General features: G+C 43.6%; 14 protein-coding genes and 1 tRNA gene. 6 read left to right on the plus strand and 9 right to left on the minus strand.

From position 1 onward, the window contains the following. Nucleotides 1-77: 77 nt before the first annotated feature. Together ACO0K1_RS09180 and hpaR are read right to left on the minus strand one after the other, a co-directional pair. Nucleotides 78-1,016, minus strand: a complete 939-nt coding sequence (locus tag ACO0K1_RS09180; protein ID WP_423024916.1) for an exopolyphosphatase — start codon at nucleotides 1,014-1,016, stop codon at nucleotides 78-80. A 267-nt stretch (nucleotides 1,017-1,283) separates the two neighbouring features. Further along, nucleotides 1,284-1,739, minus strand: a complete 456-nt coding sequence (hpaR, locus tag ACO0K1_RS09185) for a homoprotocatechuate degradation operon regulator HpaR (RefSeq protein WP_423024918.1) — start codon at nucleotides 1,737-1,739, stop codon at nucleotides 1,284-1,286. A gap of 172 nt (nucleotides 1,740-1,911) precedes the next feature. Here hpaR and ACO0K1_RS09190 point away from each other — a divergent pair, with 172 nt between their 5' ends. The 5 genes from ACO0K1_RS09190 (at nucleotide 1,912) to ACO0K1_RS09210 (ending at nucleotide 12,693) form a co-directional block, all read left to right on the plus strand. Beyond that, nucleotides 1,912-2,853 carry a bestrophin family protein gene (locus tag ACO0K1_RS09190; protein ID WP_423024920.1) on the plus strand — a complete coding sequence of 314 codons (942 nt, stop codon included), beginning with the start codon at nucleotides 1,912-1,914 and terminating at the stop codon, nucleotides 2,851-2,853. Between the two features lie 119 nt (nucleotides 2,854-2,972). Further along, the gene (locus ACO0K1_RS09195; protein ID WP_423024922.1) at nucleotides 2,973-4,526 is read left to right on the plus strand and encodes an acetyl-CoA hydrolase/transferase family protein; all 1,554 of its coding nucleotides are present in this window, start codon (nucleotides 2,973-2,975) and stop codon (nucleotides 4,524-4,526) included. A 541-nt stretch (nucleotides 4,527-5,067) separates the two neighbouring features. Beyond that, nucleotides 5,068-6,234, plus strand: a complete 1,167-nt coding sequence (locus tag ACO0K1_RS09200; protein WP_423024924.1) for a response regulator — start codon at nucleotides 5,068-5,070, stop codon at nucleotides 6,232-6,234. 122 nt (nucleotides 6,235-6,356) lie between these two features. Next, on the plus strand, nucleotides 6,357-10,538 hold the full coding sequence (locus ACO0K1_RS09205) for a response regulator (protein ID WP_423024926.1): 4,182 nt from the start codon (nucleotides 6,357-6,359) through the stop codon (nucleotides 10,536-10,538). Between the two features lie 472 nt (nucleotides 10,539-11,010). Beyond that, the gene (locus ACO0K1_RS09210) at nucleotides 11,011-12,693 is read left to right on the plus strand and encodes a PAS domain-containing sensor histidine kinase (protein ID WP_423024928.1); all 1,683 of its coding nucleotides are present in this window, start codon (nucleotides 11,011-11,013) and stop codon (nucleotides 12,691-12,693) included. 261 nt (nucleotides 12,694-12,954) lie between these two features. On the opposite strand, the gene ACO0K1_RS09215 is transcribed toward ACO0K1_RS09210, so the two are convergent. From ACO0K1_RS09215 to ACO0K1_RS09240, 6 genes are all read right to left on the minus strand, one after another. After that, entirely contained in the window at nucleotides 12,955-13,449 is a 495-nt protein-coding gene (locus tag ACO0K1_RS09215) for an MCP four helix bundle domain-containing protein (RefSeq protein WP_423024970.1), read from the minus strand. 433 nt (nucleotides 13,450-13,882) lie between these two features. Then, nucleotides 13,883-13,976, minus strand: a tRNA-Ser gene (locus ACO0K1_RS09220). A 175-nt stretch (nucleotides 13,977-14,151) separates the two neighbouring features. Continuing rightward, entirely contained in the window at nucleotides 14,152-15,402 is a 1,251-nt protein-coding gene (locus ACO0K1_RS09225; protein WP_423024930.1) for an aspartate kinase, read from the minus strand. A gap of 569 nt (nucleotides 15,403-15,971) precedes the next feature. Beyond that, complete coding sequence (locus tag ACO0K1_RS09230; protein ID WP_423024932.1) at nucleotides 15,972-16,541, minus strand: DUF1415 domain-containing protein; 570 nt, start codon at nucleotides 16,539-16,541, stop codon at nucleotides 15,972-15,974. Nucleotides 16,542-16,740: 199 nt separating this feature from the next. Further along, complete coding sequence (gene aceB / locus ACO0K1_RS09235; RefSeq protein ID WP_423024934.1) at nucleotides 16,741-18,327, minus strand: malate synthase A; 1,587 nt, start codon at nucleotides 18,325-18,327, stop codon at nucleotides 16,741-16,743. Between the two features lie 74 nt (nucleotides 18,328-18,401). Then, on the minus strand, nucleotides 18,402-19,082 hold the full coding sequence (locus tag ACO0K1_RS09240) for a haloacid dehalogenase type II (RefSeq protein ID WP_423024936.1): 681 nt from the start codon (nucleotides 19,080-19,082) through the stop codon (nucleotides 18,402-18,404). A gap of 208 nt (nucleotides 19,083-19,290) precedes the next feature. Here ACO0K1_RS09240 and ACO0K1_RS09245 point away from each other — a divergent pair, with 208 nt between their 5' ends. After that, complete coding sequence (locus tag ACO0K1_RS09245; protein ID WP_423024938.1) at nucleotides 19,291-20,199, plus strand: LysR family transcriptional regulator; 909 nt, start codon at nucleotides 19,291-19,293, stop codon at nucleotides 20,197-20,199. A 123-nt stretch (nucleotides 20,200-20,322) separates the two neighbouring features. On the opposite strand, the gene ACO0K1_RS09250 is transcribed toward ACO0K1_RS09245, so the two are convergent. Continuing rightward, a complete protein-coding gene (locus tag ACO0K1_RS09250; protein ID WP_423024972.1) occupies nucleotides 20,323-22,059 on the minus strand; it encodes a methyl-accepting chemotaxis protein in 1,737 nt (578 codons plus the stop codon). Between the last annotated feature and the right edge of the window lie 127 nt (nucleotides 22,060-22,186).

Raw genomic sequence — 22,186 nt, forward strand, 5'->3', positions numbered from 1 at the left:
GTTGCTTAGGGTGATTTCACCAATCGTCGCACGAGAGTCCATTGCAGAACATGCGAAAGACGCCCGAATACCTGGCCTTACCCGTCAGCATTGATACGGTTGATTAAAACTGATAATACATCTTTGACCACATCATTTTCAATTTGACAAGTTCCTGCATTTTCGTGCCCTCCTCCGCCGTATTCCAGCATCAATGAACCGATATTGGTTCGAGATGTACGGTTCAAGATGGATTTACCAGTCGCCAAAACCGTATTTTGTTTTTTTAATCCCCACAGCACATGAATAGAAATATTCGTCTGAGGGAACAATGCATAAATCAAAAATCTGTTTCCCGCATAAATAATGGGCTCGTTACGCAAATCCAGCACGACCAGATTGTGGTGAATCGTTGAGCAGCGCACAATCTGTTCTTTGCACTTGTCCTGATGTTCAAGATACAAATCAACACGTTCTTTGACATCGGGATTCTGCATAATTTGAGTAATCGTTTGTGTTTTACACAAATCAATCAACTCCATCATGAGCGCGTAATTCGATATTCTGAATTCACGAAAACGTCCCAAACCAGTCCGCGCATCCATCAAAAAATTCAATAGGTCCCAATCGTCAGGATTAAGCACCTCTTCCCGGTTAAATTGTGCCGAGTCACCTTTGTCAACGGCCGCCATCATGTCATCCCATGACGCCGGAAATGCTTTTAAACCACCATAAAAGTTATAGACAACGCGTGCGGCAGATGGCGCATCGGCATCAATGATATGGTTGTGGCGCTCACCGAAATTACGAAGCTTCTCCGATGAATGGTGGTCGAATACCAGATGAGCATCAGCGACGTAGGGTAAATTTGTACTGATGTCATTATTGGTTACAGCGATTTTCCCATCTTGCATGTCTTTAGGATGAACAAATAAAATCTCATCGATCATCTCTAAATGTTTCAACAGGACAGCGCAAACCAAACCATCAAAATCACTGCGCGTGATGAGCCTGAACTTCGTTTTTTCGGTAGACATAAAACTCCCTTTTGCGAATTGCAACACGGAAAACAGAACGAATTACTCGAAATTCATTGAATGAAGTAACAAGATAGGACGACTTACTACCCCACTGGGAAGCGGCAGAATATCTACATCGCTAACCAGCCGGAATTTACGAATCTCACCTTCAAAAATCCAGCATTCAATGTAGTGCCTTTTGTTCACAATGTCTATTCATTCGCAAGCTATTAAGTGAAAGCCATTCTATTAAACCCAAATTTCACGTTGCAGCGCTAAAATCGGCTACTTTAATTCCACGTGCTCTACCAAATCCTCGCTCACAGCATTAAATTTTTCAAGGGTGGCAACCAATTCATTCATCGCCATCAACCCAAAGGTCTGCTCAATATGCTTATATTGCAAATCAATCAGAGGTGCCATCTGGGTCATCAACGCATCACCCGCATCCGATAATCGAATAGAAAGCCGCCGTTGATCACCACTTACCGCACTGCGCACGATCAAATCGAGATCCTCCATACGTTTGAGAACACCCGCCATACTAGGACTTGATATTTGGCACAGGTCACATAGTTCTCTCGGTTCCAATTGTTCGTATTCATCCAACACGCGCAGAATCCGCCATTGCTGATCAGTCAAACCAAAATGACTGAGAATTGGCTTGAAATGTGCCATTAAATTCCCCCGCGCTTTTAAAAATAGCTGCGGTAAATTGCGATAAGCAATTTTGTGCGTCATTACCACTCCAATCTATTAGTAATTTTCATTACGACTAAGTTTTGGGAGCCATTGTATTGCAGTTAGCGCAGCTCTGGCTGATTTGACTTACTAACATATTAGTGATTTAATTCACTAATATGTTAGTAATTAATGGAGAAATTTTGAATCACGAATTTTGTTTGGACCAAACATGATTGTCCGCGACCGCCCTTCAGGCTTTCGTCTATTTTTGCTCATACGCGGCTCAGTATTGCCGCGGATATTGCCAGCATTGATTGTCAATATACTCATAGCGACTTTGGTTACGATTTCGCACGGCGATTTGTTTAAACTAAAAATCACACTGACAACGATTCCCTTTACCTTAATCGGCTTACCGATTTCGATTTTTTTAGGTTTTCGTAATAACGCTGCTTACGATAGATTCTGGGAAGCCCGCAAATTATGGGGAGAGCTGCTTTTACGCAGTCGAAACTTATCGCGCCAATGTCAGAGTTTGATTGAGTATCCCGATGAAGCAATTGCCCGGAATGGTTTCAATGACATACGGATTCGCATGATTTTTCGCGCCATTGCCTATTGTCATGCACTAAGGGATCTGCTGCGCAATCAACAAACAAAATCAGAAATGCAAGAATGGTTATCCCCTTCTGAAATTAAACAACTTGATACCAACAGAAATAAACCCGATTTACTGATGCTGAATATGGGACAAGATCTGCGCCAAGCGATCAAGGAAAATCGGATCAAAGATTGTCTTGCTGCAAATTTGGACAATACGCTGTCTGCCCTGACCGCAGCAGGAGCGGCCTGTGAACGCATACGCAACACACCCATTCCATTTTCTTACACCTTACTACTGCATCGTACGGCATACATTTATTGCTTCTTATTACCGTTCGGGCTCGTCGATTCGATCGGATTTATGACACCTTTCGTCGTTGCAATCGTCGCCTATACGTTCTTTGGCCTCGACGCTTTAGGCGATGAAATCGAAGAACCATTTGGTCTTGAAACCAACGATCTTCCGCTGGACGCCATATGTCGCACTATAGAAATCGAATTACGCGAATCTGTACAAGACACCAATATTCCCGAACCGCTGAGACCGATTAACTACTGCGTAAATTAAATTCAAGTTACGTGTAATTTGAATCTCTCCGCAAGATATCAGCTTGGCAAAAACACACAATAACAGATCACAGATCCCCATTACGACACCATCCATTTTAAGAGACATAGGAAATCAGCATGCCGGACATTCAGCCAGACCAATCAATGCAGCAAATTCAGGAACAACGGATACGTCTACCCAAATTAAGGGATCGCATCACGACCGCAACACATGCCGCCTCATGGATCGAAGATGGTATGACAATCGGTATGAGCGGTTTTACACGTGCTGGTGATGCGAAGGTAGTGCCGTTGGCGATTGCAGAGCGCGCAAAAACAGAAAAATTAAAAATTAGCCTGATGACAGGTGCATCACTAGGTAACGACGTCGATAAAACACTCACGGAGGCTGGCGCCATGAGTCGTCGAATGCCCTTTCAAGCCGACCCGACCCTTCGCGCTGCGATTAATCGAGGCGAGATCATGTACGTCGACCAGCATTTATCCGAAACAGTTGAGCAATTGCGCACACGTCAAATCAACGCCATTGATATTGCCATTATTGAAGCGATCGCTATTACTGAAGATGGCGCTATCATCCCTACTACGTCGGTTGGTAATAGTGCGAGTTTTGCTATTTTGGCTGATCAGGTGATCATCGAAATTAATCTCACTCAATCGTTGGAACTTGAAGGTCTTCACGATATTTTTATTCCTAAACATCGCCCTCGAAGAGAGCCTGTCCCCATCATGGCTGTCAGCGATCGCATCGGCAGTACAGCGATTTCCATACCACCTGAAAAAATTGTCGCTATCGTTATTACGCAAAAAACTGATAGCGCATCAACCATACTGCCGCCAGATGAAGAGACGGCACAAATTGCCAGCCATCTGGTTAATTTTTTCAAAGAAGAGGTACGCGACGGTCGCTTAAGCAATAACTTAATGCCATTGCAAGCTGGCATTGGAACGATCGCCAATGCCGTAATGATGGGTTTTATCGATAGTCCATTTGAACACTTGACGATGTATTCTGAAGTTTTACAAGATTCGACGTTCGATTTATTTGATGCAGGAAAACTCGATTTTGCATCAGGCTCTTCCATCACTCTTTCGGCACAAAAAAGTAATGACGTTTTTCAGGATATTGCAAAATATAAAGATCGACTTATTCTCAGACCGCAGGAGATCAGCAATCACCCTGAAGTTATCCGCCGTTTAGGTTTAATCGCAATCAATACCGCGCTGGAAGCCGACATTTACGGCAATATCAATTCCACCCACGTCCTTGGGACGCATATGATGAATGGCATCGGTGGCTCGGGTGACTTTGCTCGCAATGCTTATCTATCGGTGTTTGCGACCAAGTCCATTGCTAAAGGCGGAAAAATCTCCAGCATCGTTCCGATGGTTACTCATGTCGATCACACCGAGCATGACGTCGATATTATTGTGACTGAAATCGGTCTGGCAGATTTACGCGGATTAGCCCCCAGGGAACGAGCACAAAAAATCATACAAAACTGCGTCGCTGAACCGTATAAAGCAATGTTATTCGCGTATCTGAGAGAAGCTGAGGTAAGAGGCGGACACACACCTCATGTTCTTGAAAAGGCCTACGCATGGCATTCTCGGTATCGCGAAACGGGTACCATGCTCGAAACGCTCGAACATCTCAAAGCAGCGGCCTAATCCAAAACTCTAAAAATAATCGGAGCGAACGTGCTCCGATGATGATTTTTTATGATCTTTTCTTAATGTGATTTTTAACGATACTCAGTAGGCAACAGGTTAGGTAACAGTTACTGCCAGACACAAATCAAAGCAACACTAAAATCACACCAATTTATCTTTAACGAAAAAAGCGCCCCTCCCCCAACCCCTCCCGTTCAAATTCTTGCATCCCTATTCAAAAGTAAGCCAGCCATTAATTGCAATGATCATTAAAACTACAGCAGAGTACTATTTCTCAAACAAAATTTATACCACTCAACTTAATTAACAATTCTCTACATTCTGAATAAAATTTCGTTGTTTTATTTCGTAGACAAACTTAAAAACAACTCGTATGCTCAAAGCCGAATTAAAGACGACTAAAAACGTTTCCCTATCCGGTCTAACCATCACACAATACTCTAAAGTTTTGAAAAATGATGACAGCGACCAATCACAAATAACTTCACTTGCGACATAAGGTAACAAAGCCCATTGTAAGCAACATCAAGGATGCATCATGTCAACCTCACCCAACCCGAATTTTTCCGCAAAAGCAACTATTCTGGTCGTTGACGACACTCCAGACAACTTGACTTTAATATCCGAAATCTTAAAGGATTTGTACAAGGTCAAACTAGCCAATAATGGCGAACGAGCACTGAAATATGTTATCGGAGAAAATAAGCCCGATCTGATTTTGCTCGATATTATGATGCCTGGATTATCCGGCTACGAAGTCATATCGATACTCAAGGCGAATCCAGAAACACATGACATTCCCGTCATCTTTCTTACCGCGATGGGGACATTAAAGGATGAAAAAAAAGGCTTCGATTTAGGCGCGGCAGACTACATTACCAAACCAATTTCTCCGGCGATTTTAGTAGCTCGTGTTAAAACACAACTTGAGAATAAGGCTGCTGCAGATTTTCTCAAAGATCACAACACTTATCTTGAAGCGGAAGTCGTTAAAAGAAGTCGTGAAGTGGCCATGATCCAAGACGTCACAATACTAGCAATGGCTTCATTAGCGGAGACACGCGATTTAGAAACTGGCAACCATATCCAACGCACACAACATTACGTCAAAGCCTTAGCAAGCCATCTTCAATCACATCCTCGTTTCTCGCATTTCTTATCAAATCACAACATTCATATGTTGTTCAAATCTGCGCCACTACACGATATAGGAAAAGTCGGCATACCTGATCGAATTTTATTGAAACCCGGGCGCTTAACGCCCGACGAATTTGAGATCATGAAGACCCACACGACAATAGGACGAGCTGCCATTATCAAGGCTGAGCAACAACTTGGACTACAAGTTGACTTTCTGAGTTTCGCCAAGGAAATTGCTTACTACCATCAAGAGAAATGGGATGGCAGCGGATATCCGACAGGCATGAGTGGCGATGACATCCCGATCTCGGCACGCCTTATGGCTGTCGCTGACGTCTACGATGCATTAATTAGTCGCCGCGTCTATAAAGAGCCGATGCCGCATGCGGTGGCAACGCAAATTATTCAAGAAGGAAGAGGCGTGCATTTCGATCCGGCTATCGTCGATGCATTTCTTGCGCTACAAAATGAGTTCCGCGCCATTGCCGCACGATTCGCTGATAGCGACTTCGACATCGCTGAAAAAGTGAAACACGTCCAGACATCGTTAGGCACATCAACCTGAATGACTAGATAAGCAACTAACAGTTTACGTTACCAATTCGTCGATACACAAAATATTCACCTCTTCTATTGAGGAAGTTGGATGGTCTACCTGCATTTTCAAAATTACCATAAGGTCAACTTATGAAAAAATTCACACAGCTCATAGAACGGTCACAGCTCACGACAAAGCTAGTAATCGGATATGGCTTTATCATGTTGATTGCTTTGGCCACAGGAATAAATGGGCTAAGAAGTACTGCGCAAATAAAACAATCAGCACAAAGTGGGTTTGAAAACGATTTGTTTGGCATATCGCACATCAAAGAAGTCAATATCAATCTCATCTATATAGAACGAAGCCTTCGTCAATTGGCGCTATTAAGCTCACCAGAAAAACGACAAGCAGCAAAGAGAAGAATTCAACTTGCGCGCGAAACATTGAAAACTGAATTGGATGCGGGACGCAAGTTAATCAGGATTGAGATTGCAAAAGAAAAGATCAAAGAATTTGATACTTTGTACTCAATCTACTTAATTAAAGTTGATCAAGCGATCGCAATGATGGATGCAGAGACAACGGAGTCTAATAAAGACTCTGCCATTGCACAGTTTCTTTCAAGTCCTGAATTTACGCAAGCCATCAACAATCCCGACAACTTACTTACTGAACTTGCCGTTCAAAAAGAAAATAGTGCAATCGAAGCGATCAATCTGGCAGAGGCACAATACCAACAGGCACAAATCATTTCACTCCTACTTATGATAGTAGGATTGTCTGGCAGCGGATTCATTGCATGGATGAGCGCCCGTTCGATACGAAATCCATTAAAAAAATTAAGTATCAATATTGAACATCTCGCGGATGGTCAACTTGATATCACCATACCTTATACCGACTACCATAACGAAATCGGCAGTATCGCCAAATCCATACAAATTCTTCAAGTTGGCGCACAGAATATCAATGTTGAACGTCAGATAAAAGAGCAACTAGAAGTCATTAATCTGGCGCTTCAATCTGCATCAAGTTTTAAAGAATTTGGTGATACCTTAACTACTGAATTAGCGAGAATGATGGGTTTAGTTTATGGTGCACTTTATATTGCCGATACGACTCAATCTAAACTAAACAAAGTTGGCGGCTACGGCTGCGACGATGCGATTCATCACACCGTATTTGAATGGGGCCAAAGTCTTGTTGGACAAACGGCACAAAGTCAACGCGTCATTGATCTCACGATTCCACAAAGCGAGCCTATTTTTGTGAATACAGGGCTCGGTCAACTGAATATCAAAACATTGCTTATTGCTCCGATCATACATCGCACGAAAGTAGTGGCCGTCATCGAAATTGGCGCTCTCACGCGTTTCAACGCGAGAGAAATGACTTTATTTAATCATTTGCTTACAAGTATTCCAGAAAAAATTCAAATTCTTGCCGGCAATGTATCAACCCGTGAATTACTCGATAAAACGCAAATACAAGCTGAAGAATTGGCGACCTCTGCACTGCAACTCCGCGCCCGACGCGATCTACTTGAAGAAAACAATGACAAACTGGCGCAGCAAGCGAGGCACCTTGAAGAACAAGCTAATGAACTTGAGCAACAGAAATTAGTCCTATTAGAACAACGACACGAACTGCAATTAAGCCGCGAAATACTGGCACAGACAGAAGAACGTACCCGCCTGATTCTGGGATCTGTCGGAGATGGCATTATCGGATTGAATACAAAAGGCGAAGTTACCTTTGCAAATCCCGCAGTTTTTTCTCTATTGGGTTATTCAGAGGAGGAATTTATTGGAAGAAGCATGCACCTCCTTGTCCATTATGCCGATCCTGACGGACGCCCTTTCCCCATCGAAAACTGCTCTATGTACATGAGTACTGTCGATGGCAAGACACGCCACGCTGAAGACGAAGTGTTATGGCGCAAAGATGGCACGCCATTATCTGTCGAATATACCACCACAGCACTTTTCAAAGACGACGAGATTCAAGGAACTGTCGTTGTCTTTCGTGACATTTCGGAACGAAAACAAACTGAAGCAAACTTACTAAACGCCAAATTAATAGCTGAGGAAGCAACTAAAGCCAAGAGTGATTTTCTGGCTAATATGAGTCACGAAATTCGCACACCAATGAACGCTATCATTGGTATGTCGCATCTTGCCCTCAAAACCAACCTCGACCCAAAACAGCGAAATTACATCCAGAAAGTTGCCTCTGCAGCCAAAAATTTACTTGGCATCATCAACGACATCCTCGACTTCTCAAAAATCGAAGCGGGAAAGTTGTCAATGGAAAAAACAGATTTCTACCTTGACGATGTAATGGAACAAGTAGCAGATTTATCGACACTGAATGCGCAGGAAAAAGGTCTGGAGCTACTTTTCGATATGGAACCAGATTTATCAACAGCACTCGTGGGTGACTCGTTGCGATTAGCTCAGGTGTTAATCAACCTGGTCAACAATGCGATCAAATTCACTGAAAGCGGAGACATCACCGTTCGCATACGAAAAATAGCAGCCACAACCAACGAAATTCAATTACGTTTCGAAGTAAAGGATTCAGGTATCGGACTCAATGAAGAACAAACTCAAAAGCTCTTTAATGCTTTCTCGCAAGCTGACGAGTCAACTACAAGAAAATATGGCGGAACTGGCTTAGGTTTAACCATCAGCAAACGCCTGGTAGAAATGATGGAGGGAGAAATAGGTGTAGAAAGCGAAGTCGGCGTTGGGAGTAATTTTCATTTCACTGCCAAATTTGGCGTTCAGACGCAACAGCGTCAATTATCTATCAATGCCCAAGATATTAGGGATCTTCGAATACTGATTGTCGATGACAATGCGACTGCGCGCGAAATTTTTCTCAATATTTTAGTATCACTGAAATTTGATGCGACAGCTGTTGATAGTGGTGCGAAAGCCTTATTAGAACTACAAAAAGAACAACTAGCAAACCGTCCCTATGGGCTAATTCTAATGGATTGGAATATGCCAGGCATGGATGGCATTGAAGCGATAAAGCAAATCCGCGCAACAAAAAATTTATCTCTTACGCCAGCTTTTATCATGGTCACAGCGTATAGCGGAGAAGATTTACAACACAGCGCCAAGGGAGTTCACATTGATGGCATATTGGTGAAGCCAATCAGCCCATCCACCTTGCTGGATGGCATACTCAATGCCTTAGGCAAGGAAAGCGTACAACGCACGCGCAAAGCAGATAGGGTAGCCATTTACAATGAGGCAGCAGACCTAATCAAAGATTCAATCATCCTGTTGGTCGAAGACAACCCTGTGAACCAAGAGTTGGCACTGGAACTTTTGCAGGGTGCGGGCTTGCAAGTCGAAGTCGCGAACAATGGCTTAGAGGCGGTAGAAAAAATTTCGCAGAACTACTATGACGCTGTGCTCATGGATTGCCAAATGCCTATCATGGACGGCTTTGAAGCGACGCGAAAAATCAGAGAAGATGGACGTTTTACTCATTTACCGATACTCGCCATGACAGCCAACGCCATGGCGGGAGATAAAGAAAAATGCATTGCCAGCGGCATGAATGACCACATTGCAAAACCGATCGACGTTACTCAATTATTCCTGACCTTGTCAAAATGGCTGCATTCAAAGTCTGTTAGCGAGCATACTGGCAAAATACCTGCCATCAGGTCATACAACATTTACAATGAGGATCATATCCCCGATATTGAAGGTTTGGATCTTGATACAGCACTAATCAGGGTTGGAGGAAACACAAAACTCCTGCGCAAGCTTATCCTTCGTTTTTGCGAAACGCAAGCAGATGTCATCCAGAGAATTAATGAAGCACTTGCAAATGATCATCATGATAGCGCTGAATTGAGTGCTCACACGTTAAAAGGATTGGCGGGCAATATCTGTGCGACACATCTCGCTGAACACGCAGCAGTAGTGGAAAGATTGGTCAATATCGGGGATCGCGAAAAATTAGCAAAAGCAATCGAAGCTATGGGGACGGCACTTGCCCATCAAATTTCAAAAATTACTGAGGTGATGAGCTTAAAGGGAATGATGCAAGAAAATCTCCCCAGTCCACCGATGACGAACGTAGATATGAATAAACTCGAATCAGGTTTGCGGATGCTTGCAGCGCAGCTAGAAGATTTCGATGGAAATGCCAACGCAATGCTAGAGTCCATAATCCCTCAGCTGATTGCCTTAGGTCAAAGCAAAATAACAGAGGAAATGTTGAAACTAGTAGAAAATTTTGAATTCGATTCGGCACTCATTCAACTTCAAATAATTGCAATGAATATTGGAATTTCGCTTTAAGGATTTTAAACACGGTGAAAATAAGTGTGTTGCTTTCGATTTAATCTGGCAGTCGATCCTTGCAAAAGGAGAGATTACCCGGTTTGATAGAGGTGCGAATCGTTATTAAACCAGCACGAAAGTGCCATAGGAGTAATCTCGTGAGTTGCATATTGAATTAGTCTCAAACAAAAAAGCATCTTTAAATCCATCACATATTTCGCAATAATTTACATTAGTATTTTATTGTTCATAAAAAATGAGACAGACAGTGGAAATTGTGATGGCTAGCACAAATAAGCAATGCAATTTCCTTGTTGGCGTTAATTTTATGCCACGTTTTTTCTCTGAAATTGCGAAGAAGGGACAGTAATGTATTAGTTTTAAATTAGTTTTAATGTAGAGTAAGGACTCTATGGTACGTCATTCCAGAAGCATAAATAAAATACCCGTCGCAACTATCAGCCCGACATAAAAACTACAAAGATCCAATATGGGACTTCTCTCAAGGATATTGCCTGATTCTCTCAAACGTTGGATTGTGACCGAATTGGGGGACGCCGAAGAAAAATTCACGCGCGTATTTCATACCAGCGCTGACTGGATTGTGATCACTCGCTTAAGCGACAGTAAAATTGTCGAAGCAAACAGTGGTTTTGAGGCAATAAGTGGCTATCGTCGCGAAGAAGTTCTTGGTCATCCCATTCGTGATTTCAATGTCTGGGCAATCCCGGAGCAACGTGACGAACTCATTGAAGAGTTGATGAAGAAGGGACAAGCACGCAACTATCTCGCCAAAATGCGTACCCGAGATGGGAGTATTCGCGATTGTCTGGTGAATTGCACACTGATCGCACTTAAAGGAGATATCCATTCCCACGCGGTATGGATCGCGCGGGACATTACGGATCAACTCATTGCTTCTGAGCAAGCATCTGCGGCTTTTCGCCTGACTCCAGATTGCATGACGATTTCAAATTTGAGAGACGGTACCTACATTGAAGTGAATAGTGCCTTCGAAAGAGAGATGGGATTACACCGCAAGGACATCATCGGAAAAACATCACAGCAACTCAACGTTTGGCAAGACGCTGAAGAACGCGCCCACTTAGTTATGTTATTGCGAAAAAATTCGACAGTGAGTGACTTTCCCGCCACGATCAAACTTGGCAATGGCAAAATCAAAGAGATGCTGATTAACTGTGCTCTTTTTGAGTCACGCGGTGAAGAATTAATGATTGCGTTACTCCATGACGTCACCGAAATTCGTGCCGCAGCACGTGAAATTTTAAACCTCAATGCAAACCTGGAATTGCGTGTCGCCGAACGGACCACTGAACTGCAAAAGAAGAATTTTGAACTCAACTGTGCACTAGAAACGTTGAATATAGCGAAGGACCAATTGGTGCAATCAGAAAAACTGGCAGCACTTGGAGCGCTCGTTGCTGGTGTCGCGCACGAACTCAATACACCAATTGGGAACAGCTTAACGGTCGCCAGCACGCAAGAAGAAATGATAAAGAAAATCGCTAGCCAGATCGATACCGGCATCAAACGTTCCGACCTTAAAAATTTTCTCGCAGAAATCGGTTTGGCAACAGATATTTTGATGCGAAATCTCACTCGTGCCGGCGATCTCGTGACAAGTTTTAAGCATGTAGCTGTTGACCGCACCAGCTCAAAAAGACGAAAATTTTCTTTGTCAGAACTGACAGCGGAAATTCTATTAACGATGAATCCAACTCTATCTCAGGAAAAATGTCGAATCGACACGGACATCGATCCAACGATTATATTGGACAGTTTTCCAGGCCCATTAGGCCAGGTCTTAATTAACCTCATTAACAATGCAATCCTGCATGGATTTGAATCATTTGCGGTTGGTACTATCAGGATTTACGGTCATTATTCTGAAACTGGGGAAATTCAAATCAGCATACACGACAATGGAAAAGGTATTCCAGCTGATAATCTTCGCAGAGTTTTTGAGCCATTTTTCACAACTCGCCTCGGACAAGGCGGCTCGGGCATGGGGCTGCACATTGTTCACAACCTGGTAACTGGATTACTAGGAGGACAAATTATGGTAACAAGCAATCAAGAAAATGCCGGAACACAGTTTCAAATTACTCTGCCGTTAGTTGCCCCCTATATTGATGTTGCAATCAATGAATAAACCACTAGTTGTGGATGTCGTTCTCTTCTCAAAAGTAACGCCCGAGAAAATATAAATCAATCATTTCCTGTCCCAGAACGATAATCAAATCTTTACAAGTCGCCAACTACTGTCAACCGGTATATTTATAAAGACCAATCGAATCCGCATTGCGATTTAAGAAATATCGGGATTTTCATTCATCTCTTCAATGCTACCTTGAGCATAATTTTCGAATAACCACCTGGCAAGCAAATCAGCAGCAACAATCATCATAAAAATTTAAAAGGCTAGTATTAACCTGGCTAAAACCACACCAGACGAATCAGCCATCTTGGCTTCTTCAACCATTTCCTCGATTTGCTTTTGCTGATCATCGACCAAGTCCCTCAACGACTGCAACAATTCTGCTTGCAGTTGATACTTTGAGCCATCGAGGACTTTTGCCGATGCATCGCTCGCCCCCTCCTTCATTGCAAGCTCCATCATCTCTACATTGTATTCGTTGTAGACTTTGCGAGCATTTTTTATATTATTCATAAATTGAACATCCTCATCCTGCTTCGATGTGGCATCTAATTTTCGGATCAACTCATCGATACGACTAGAATTTTTCTCGTATTGGTTTTTATTTGAAACAATCGCCTCAGGTTCTTTATTAAAAATTAAATTGCGAACAATTCGAGCACTATCGAGAGCCAGATAAGATACCTCTCGAGTCTGCGCTTGGTTGATGTATAGACTCTTTATATGTTTGTTCGCGTCATCATCTGATATGGATGGGGTTTAAGCTTCCTTAAATGCGATCCATAGCACCAACATCACAATGCTGCCACCCCCTAGTGCAAGGCGCGTTTCAAGTTTTAAAGTTTTAAACTTTTCAATTTGCAACTCCACATTCGACATTGATTCAGCCCATTTACACGAGTCGATAATTTTTCAAACCGACTAGGGATAATTCTAATTTTCTTTTTGAAATTTACTAATCGCCAACATTGAGAATACTTCAACTGATTTCAAAATCCACAAAAGGAAGGCGTATAGCTAGGTTTGGCGGATCAAATAGATTTAGAGAATCTGATAAAAAATGAAGTGGATAATTTGATCGTCAGCAAAGCACCGACGCGGGCTCATGCAGCACCACAATGCAGGGAAAAGATGCGCAAAAAAAGAAAAACCCCTTGATCTCTCAAGGGGTTTTCAAAATTACTGGCGGAGGCGGTGAGATTCGAACTCACGATACAGGTTTAAGCCCATATGCTTCCTTAGCAGGGAAGTGCCTTCGGCCACTCGGCCACGCCTCCACACTATTACCAACCTTACCCTAAAGCTCGGCAGTAATCGAGATCAAGATAATAGCGGTTCAACTGCCTTTGGTCAACTATTGCGGCACACAAAAATGATTTTTTTCAAACTGTCTTACGTTAAACAAAAAAAAACAAGTCGCAATTGAGACAATTTCTGCTATTTCAACTTTATTCAGGCGTTTTCAAGGCCAAATGCCTTATGCAAGGCACGTACTGCAAGTTCCATGTATTTCTCATCGATCAGTACCGAGATTTTAATTTCAGAAGTAGAAATCATCTGAATATTGATACCCTCTTCCGATAACGTGCGGAACATTTGGGATGCAATACCGACGTGGCTGCGCATTCCAACGCCAACCACGGAGACTTTCGATACTTTGGAGTCACCGGCGATACTGGCAGCACCGATATGTGCTTTAACACTACCCTCGAGAACATCCATCGCTTTTTGGTACTCGCCGCGTGGAACAGTGAAAGTGAAGTCTGTTTTTCCTTCGACAGATTGGTTTTGGATAATCATATCCACTTCAATATTCGCATCGGCAACAGGTCCCAGGATTTGGTACGCGATGCCAGGACGATCTGGTACGCCCAAGACGGTAATTTTGGCCTCATCACGGTTAAACGCGATGCCAGTGATGGTAGCTTGTTCCATGTGTGTATCTTCCTCAAACGAAATCAGTGTGCCGGATTTTGCTTCTTCTTCCAGCGGCATTAACGGGTCAGTCAGTGACGATAAAACCCGGGTAGGCATACGGTAGTTACCTGCAAACTCCACCGAGCGAATTTGCAAAACTTTTGAACCCAACGATGCCATTTCGAGCATTTCTTCAAACGTCACTGTATTCAAACGGCGCGCATCAGACACCACGCGCGGATCCGTCGTATATACACCATCAACGTCGGTGTATATCAAGCACTCTTGCGCTTTTAAAGCGGCCGCAACGGCAACCGCTGACGTATCAGAACCGCCACGACCAAGAGTTGTAATATTTCCTAAGTCATCAACACCCTGGAAACCAGTAATGATGACAATCTTACCCGCATCAAGATCAGCCTTTACTTTGGCATCATCAATAGATGCAATGCGAGCTTTGGTATAAGCAGAGTCAGTCTTGATGGCGACTTGCCAACCCGCATACGACACGGCCTGTTTGCCAATTGCTTGCAATGCCATCGCCAGCAAACCAACAGACACCTGTTCGCCTGTGGAGGCGATCATATCGAGTTCACGAGGATCAGGTTGCGCCATAATTTCTTTAGCGAGACCGATGATACGATTTGTTTCGCCAGACATAGCCGATGGCACCACAACTATCTGGTGACCGGCATCATGCCATTTGGCGACGCGCTTGGCGACGTTCTTGATGCGTTCAGTTGAACCCATCGACGTACCGCCGTATTTGTGGACGATTAAAGCCATAGATATAGAAGACTAAAAGGTGAAAAATGAGGTAAAACAACCCCTTACTCTACATGCTGCCCTGCAAAATAACAAGGAGCTTTTAGGCAAAAATTCTGAAGAAAGCGCGGTCGCGACGAGATACAAAACAAATTTTCCACAGAAAATAAGGCAAACAGATAAGAAAATTGAAATGTCAAAAATCAAATAATGCCGCACTCGAAAACAGAGAAATTGAACAGCTCGCCTTCTGCAAATCAACACTTAGAGGGAGTATAGGCAATATGTATCGATATATCATTGAAGAATAAGGGTGCGAAAATATACTCCCCATGAGTATCCAAATATTCCAGCTACATTCGTAAGTAAAATCAGGATTTCACGCAACTAAACGGAGCGACTATTACAAACAAATAATCGAAAAGTTAGATATGACTATTTCATATATCGATATAAATAATTAATTGCATTCAAGCTCTTAACGCACCACATTATTTGCTGCAATTGCGCAAATAATGGATAGATCACGCACGTATCGACAATCGTGCTGCCCTCATCTTCAATGCGATTACTACCCGGCAACGCCGGTCTTATTTATGCAAATAGGACAAGTTCAGTTTATCCCAACCCTCAAATCCCAAGGCCTGCATAGTCTCTATATTTTTTTCATAAATCATGCCAGCGTCTGGGAAAGCCGCGACGGCGCGATCAATGCTTTCTTCTCGCAACAAATGCAATACGGGATACGGCGACCGATTTGTGTAATTTTCGATGTCGTCCAAATCGGTACCTTCAAATTGAAAATCAGGATGAAAACTTGCTACTTGCAAAATGCCATCTAACTCCAGCTCCTCCAACAAGCCGTCAGCAACATCCATAAAATCATTAAAATCCAGAAAATCGGTCAACACATGCGGATGAATCAAGAGCGTGGTATCGATTTTTTCCGGACTAGTTTCCGCCAATAGTTCAAGTTCAACATGCAATTGCTCCAACAAGGCTTCTGGCGTTGCGGCTTCACTGACAACGTAGCGGATTTGCTTCTTCACCTGAACCGCTTTCGCAAACGGACAAAGGTTAAGACCAATAACCGCTTTTTCCAGCCACTCTTCCGTGTGAGCGACGACAGTTTCAGGGGCGATGGGAGTGAATTTTGGCATGATAAAACGCTTTCAAAGGGCTGTACGACAAGAGGTCGAAAGTCAGTGTAGAAAATAAATCGACAGTATGCCATTACAATAAAAAACAGCCCGATTTTTTTCGGGCTGTTTTGATCATCTACGCTAAATTCAACGACGATTTATAGCTAAAGTACTGCACTATTTCGTCGCATTATTTCGTTGTATTAAAAGGCTAGATTTAAATTTCTTCGTACAAAGGCAACGTCAAGAACTCAGCGAAATCTTCGGAAGTCGACATTTCTTCAAAAATAACCGCTGCCCGGTCATAAGTCGGCCCCGTTCCGGCAACTTCTTTTACTTTCGCTAATTCTTCAAGAATCATGGCTCGCACCATTTCAGCAGTGACTTTACGGCCATCTTCGAGATTGCCCTTAGCAGAACGAATCCACTGCCAAACTTGAGAACGGCTGATTTCTGCTGTTGCAGCATCTTCCATCAAGTTATGAATCGGTACGCAACCATTACCGGCCAACCATGCGCCCAGATAATGAATGCCAACGTTAATGTTATAACGCAAACCAGCTTCAGTAATTGGCGTCTCCGGTTGGAAATTCAGCAAATCTTTCGCCGTTACTTCGATATCAGGACGTTGCTTAGAAATCTGATTAGGCGCATCGCCCAATACTTTTTTAAATTCCGTCATCGCCAAGTCAACCAGGCCTGGATGCGCAACCCAACCGCCATCGTAGCCATCAGTTGCATCACGCGCTTTATCATTACGAACACCGCCCATGGCGATCTCATTTTTCTCCGGATCATTTTTGATTGGAATCAATGCTGCCATACCGCCAATCGCCGGTGCATTGCGCTTGTGGCAGGTTTTCAGCAACAGCAACGCATAAGAGCGCATAAATGGCGCAGTCATAGTGACTTTAGCGCGATCGGCCAAACAGAAGTCTTTGTCGTTTTTGAATTTTTTGATGCATGAGAAGATATAATCCCAGCGCCCAGCATTCAGGCCTGAACTATGCTCACGCAACTCATACAAAATTTCATCCATCTCGAATGCTGCAACGATGGTTTCAATCAATACTGTCGCTTTGATCGTGCCCTGTGGAAGGCCAATTTCGTTTTGTGCCATCACAAAAATATCGTTCCACAAACGCGCTTCCAGATGGGATTCCATCTTTGGCAAATAGAAGTAAGGGCCTGCGCCACGTGCCAACTGTTCTTTGGCGTTATGGAACAAGAATAAAGCAAAGTCAAAAATACCACCAGATACGCGTTTTCCATCAACTAAAACGTGCTTCTCATCCAGATGCCAACCACGTGGACGAACGACCAATGTCGCGATTTTATCGTTCAGTCTGTAGGATTTACCATTCTGTTCTAAGCTAATTGTGCGACGAACTGCGTCACGCATATTGATTTGACCAGTGATCTGATTATCCCAGTTTGGGGTATTGGAATCTTCAAAATCGGTCATGTAACTGTCTGCACCGGAATTGAAAGCATTGATGACCATCTTGCGCTCAACAGGACCTGTAATCTCTACACGACGGCACTCCAATGCCTTAGGGATAGGTGCAATCTTCCAATCGCCTTCCCGGATGTGTAAAGTTTCTGGCAGAAAATCGGGTAACTCACCAGCATCAAGACGTTTCGCACGCGCGACACGTGCTGCCAATAATTCTTGACGACGAGGCTCGAACGCGCGACTCAATTTTGCCACCAAAGCCAATGCTTCTGGTGTCAAAATTTGTTCAAAACCTGGCTTGATTTCGCCAGTAATTTGCATTCCAGCGGGTAAATTCAGTTGCGTCATTTCTATCTCCAAGCGAAAAAATAAAATAAAAATTTAAAATTTAAAATTCAGAATTTAAAATTAAAAAACAAAATTTAATGCCGATATTTTTCTACAAATTCGAGCACATCGGCCAATGTGGTGCCAGTACCATGTGGTGTCACGCCCAACTCTTCAAGCGGCGCACCGGCGCGATTGACCCAAAAAGTGGTATACCCAAACCAAGTCGCACAGCAAACATCCCAACCGTTACTAGATACAAACAAAATATTCCTTGCTGGAACACCAAACACGTCTGGTCCCAATTGGTAGGCCTCCGGTGCCGTCTTATATTTCCTCACAGCCTCAACAGACATCAAATGACTAAAAATGCCCTGCATGCCGGCTGCATCGACCGCGGACTGCAACATTGGCGTAGTCCCATTTGATAAAATTGACAGCTTATAACCCGAAGCTCGCAAGCTTTTCAATACTGCTAAATTTTCTGAAAAGGCATCGAGTCGTGCGTATTGTCCCATCAAGGAATTTTGTGCATCCAGACTCAAATTCAGCCCCATTTTTTTGCATACAAATACCAGCGCGTCCTGCGTAACTTCCCAAAAAGGCTTGTACATACTGCACATGGTGCGCAATTGTGTATATTCAATCTGCTTCGAGCGCCACAACTGCGCTAACTCGACACCATGCCCCGGGAAAAATTTTTCTGCCAATTGACTGATCGAGTACACATCGAACAGTGTGCCATAGGCATCAAACGCAATTGCTTGTATCGTCATCGTCATTCTTTCCACAGTCGGTATCTCAGTGTTCAAAACGTAGTATATTCAATAAAAACCAGCATAAATAATTAGTTTTATCACTTTATCTTTTACTTTTAGTTAAAAATAGATGGATTATTATGCTGATATACCACTTAAATAGATGTGAATAGTTAAAACCCATCTAGTACAAGATGCGCAAAAATCGCTCAGAGAATAGAAAAGCATGGATCAATTTAAACAAATCACTACCTTTGCTGAAGTCGCTAACCGCGGAAGTCTATCAGCGGCCGCACGCGCAGAAGGTGTCGCCCCAGCGATGATCAGCCGACGCCTGGACGCTTTAGAAGAACGCCTTGGCGTCAAACTGATACAAAGAACGACACGCAAAATTGCACTCACCAACGAAGGTGCCGCATTTTTGGATGATTGCATGCGGATCCTCGCCGACCTCGAAGAAGCCGAAGCATCCGTCTCAGAACGTAGCGCTCATGCAAGTGGCACCTTGACTATTTCGGCACCCGCTGGATTTGGCAGGCAACATGTGGCGCCGCTGATTCCGTCGTTTCTGGCTGAGCACACCGATCTCAAACTGACCCTAAGTCTGAATGACCGTGTGGTCGACCTCATTGGCGAAGGAATTGACGTGGCAATCCGCATTGCCTCGCTGACGGACTCCAACTTGATTGGGGTTAAACTGGCAGATAACAAGCGAGTTGTTGTCGCCTCACCCAATTACATTAAACGGCACGGCGCACCAAAAAGTATTGATGAATTAAGCGCTCACAATTGTCTGGCATTTAGCAGCGATGGCAGCCAACGCGGTTGGACTTTCAGGCAACACGGAAAAAATGTCACGATCAAGGTAGACGGTAACATGGTCTGTAATGATGGCGAAGTTTTACATGACTGGGCGATCTCGGGTAAAGGACTAGCGTGGCGCTCGATGTGGGAAGTGGGCGCAGAAATCGAATCGGGTAAGCTCGTCACAGTGTTAGATGAATATACCGCACCGGGCAATGACATTTATGCGATTTTTGCACAAAGACGCCATTTACCTTTGCGCATTCGCTCGTTCATTGATTTTTTGCGACAAGCTTACAGCGACCCCTTTTACTGGAAGAAGATCACTTGATTAGCAATACAAAAAAACGGGATTAAATCCCGTTTTTTATCGCTACATAAATATGAATAATTAAGAATTAAGAATTAAGTATTACAATTAAAAATCAAAAGCCATTGCTCATTCGGCCTTCAATCAAAACTCTTCCCAATCACTTCCCTGATCAGATGCTGATGGCTTTTCTCGGACTGTACTTGCCTTTGCATTCGACGCGCTACTCAATGCTTTTACCGTCTTCATACTTGCTGATGCTCCGGCCTTTTTAGGCGCAGCCTTGGGCGGTTTAGCGGCAGATAAAGGTGTCGAGCTGGAATTTCTTTGCTCAATACCCGCCTCGAGCTTAAATATTCCAACGGCATGATTTAGTTTATGTGCCTGTTCTCGCATGCTGCCCGCAGCGGCGGCAGCTTCTTCTACCAAAGCGGCATTTTGCTGAGTCGCTTCGTCCATTTTTGTAATGGCCTGATTAACTTGCTTAATGCCATCACTTTGCTCTGCACTCGCAGCCGTAATTTCTGCCATGATGTCAGCCACACTTTTAATTGACACTACAATTTCATCCATTGTTTTACCGGCATCGTCGACCAAACGAGAACCCTCTTCGACCTTATCAACAGAGTTACTAATTAACTCTTTAATTTCTTTCGCCGCACCCGCTGATCGTTGCGCCAAATTGCGAACTTCTGTCGCCACCACCGCAAATCCACGCCCCTGCTCACCTGCGCGGGCAGCCTCAACTGCCGCATTTAAAGCGAGAATATTGGTCTGAAACGCGATGCTATCAATGACGGCAATAATATCAACAATCTTTCTCGAACTTTCCTTAATCGACGACATGGTATGGACGACATCACCGACGACTCGACCACCTTTGCTAGCAACATCTGATGCCGTCAATGCCAGGGTATTTGCCTGTCTGGCGTTATCCGCATTTTGTTGCACAGTCGAGGTTAATTCTTCCATTGACGATGCTGTTTCTTCCAAACTGGCAGCTTGTTGTTCTGTACGGGACGACAAATCCATATTGCCAATCGCAATCTCTTCAGATGACACAGCGATCGAACCACTACTCTGACGCACCATGGTGACAGTTTGCACCAGACTTTGACGCATATTTTCTAAGCCCGATACCAGTTGCCCCATTTCATCGTTGGATTCCGGCTTCAGTTGATGCGTAAGGTCTCCATCACCAATAGCCGTGAATTGCACCAGGGCTTGTTGTAGAGGGTGAGAAATCGCGCGTAGTAAAAAATAAGCTGAAATAAAGACTGCAGTTAAACCAGCAATTACGCCAAGAATATCAACCCACATAAATATTTTGAAGTCATCCTGACTTTTCTTCAGCATCGCTGCTGCGCTGGCGAATTGATGATCGACCAAAATTTTAATCTTATCTGAATAGGCAGAATACCTGGCGGGAACCAGCGTCACATTGATCTTATCCGCTTCTTCTTTATTGCCCGCTTTAATCGCTGCCAACATCGGCAGGTGCGCCTCTTTTTCATAGGCGTCGCGAAGCGCCGCTACTTCTGCAGCCAGCTTTTTCTCGTCCTCATCTTGCGGCAACTGCTGATATTTCTTAAAGTTCGTATTTGATTCGGCAAAATACTCTTCCGACTTACTGACAGTTTGCGCGAAATCAGCTGCATCAGGATGGTCGATCGCTCTATCCAATGCGACACGAGAGCGCAACAACCAAACCCGCGACTCTTCCAAGCCACCAACGGAGGGCAATTGGTCTGAAAATAATTCTTGAATGACTGCATTACTATTGCGGACGCCATAGATTCCCATTAAGCCGCCGATGGTCAACATGACTGCCATAAAAGCCATCGTCGCAATAAGGCGCAATCGGATCGTTACATTAATCATCACATCCCTCTCAATCAGTTTTTATCTGAACAAGTAAGCGTACAAATTACAGGGAACTTAGTATTGATTAAAAACAAGAATTAATGTTGCTTCACATCAATTAACAACACTAATTTTTTTGCTGCGG

This window comes from Undibacterium sp. SXout20W, assembly GCF_049340285.1.
In the GTDB taxonomy this organism is placed as follows: domain Bacteria; phylum Pseudomonadota; class Gammaproteobacteria; order Burkholderiales; family Burkholderiaceae_D; genus Undibacterium.

Excerpts from the sequence above, each read along its gene's own strand:
- ACO0K1_RS09250 (WP_423024972.1), bottom strand. The coding sequence starts at position 22,059 with ATGATTAATGTAACGATCCGATTGCGCCTTATTGCGACGATGGCTTTT.
- ACO0K1_RS09230 (WP_423024932.1), bottom strand. The coding sequence starts at position 16,541 with ATGCCAAAATTCACTCCCATCGCCCCTGAAACTGTCGTCGCTCACACG.
- ACO0K1_RS09190 (WP_423024920.1), top strand. The coding sequence starts at position 1,912 with ATGATTGTCCGCGACCGCCCTTCAGGCTTTCGTCTATTTTTGCTCATA.
- ACO0K1_RS09200 (WP_423024924.1), top strand. The coding sequence starts at position 5,068 with ATGTCAACCTCACCCAACCCGAATTTTTCCGCAAAAGCAACTATTCTG.
- ACO0K1_RS09245 (WP_423024938.1), top strand. The coding sequence starts at position 19,291 with ATGGATCAATTTAAACAAATCACTACCTTTGCTGAAGTCGCTAACCGC.
- hpaR (WP_423024918.1), bottom strand. The coding sequence starts at position 1,739 with ATGACGCACAAAATTGCTTATCGCAATTTACCGCAGCTATTTTTAAAA.
- ACO0K1_RS09180 (WP_423024916.1), bottom strand. The coding sequence starts at position 1,016 with ATGTCTACCGAAAAAACGAAGTTCAGGCTCATCACGCGCAGTGATTTT.
- ACO0K1_RS09195 (WP_423024922.1), top strand. The coding sequence starts at position 2,973 with ATGCCGGACATTCAGCCAGACCAATCAATGCAGCAAATTCAGGAACAA.
- ACO0K1_RS09210 (WP_423024928.1), top strand. The coding sequence starts at position 11,011 with ATGGGACTTCTCTCAAGGATATTGCCTGATTCTCTCAAACGTTGGATT.
- aceB (WP_423024934.1), bottom strand. The coding sequence starts at position 18,327 with ATGACGCAACTGAATTTACCCGCTGGAATGCAAATTACTGGCGAAATC.
- ACO0K1_RS09225 (WP_423024930.1), bottom strand. The coding sequence starts at position 15,402 with ATGGCTTTAATCGTCCACAAATACGGCGGTACGTCGATGGGTTCAACT.
- ACO0K1_RS09240 (WP_423024936.1), bottom strand. The coding sequence starts at position 19,082 with ATGACGATACAAGCAATTGCGTTTGATGCCTATGGCACACTGTTCGAT.
- ACO0K1_RS09205 (WP_423024926.1), top strand. The coding sequence starts at position 6,357 with ATGAAAAAATTCACACAGCTCATAGAACGGTCACAGCTCACGACAAAG.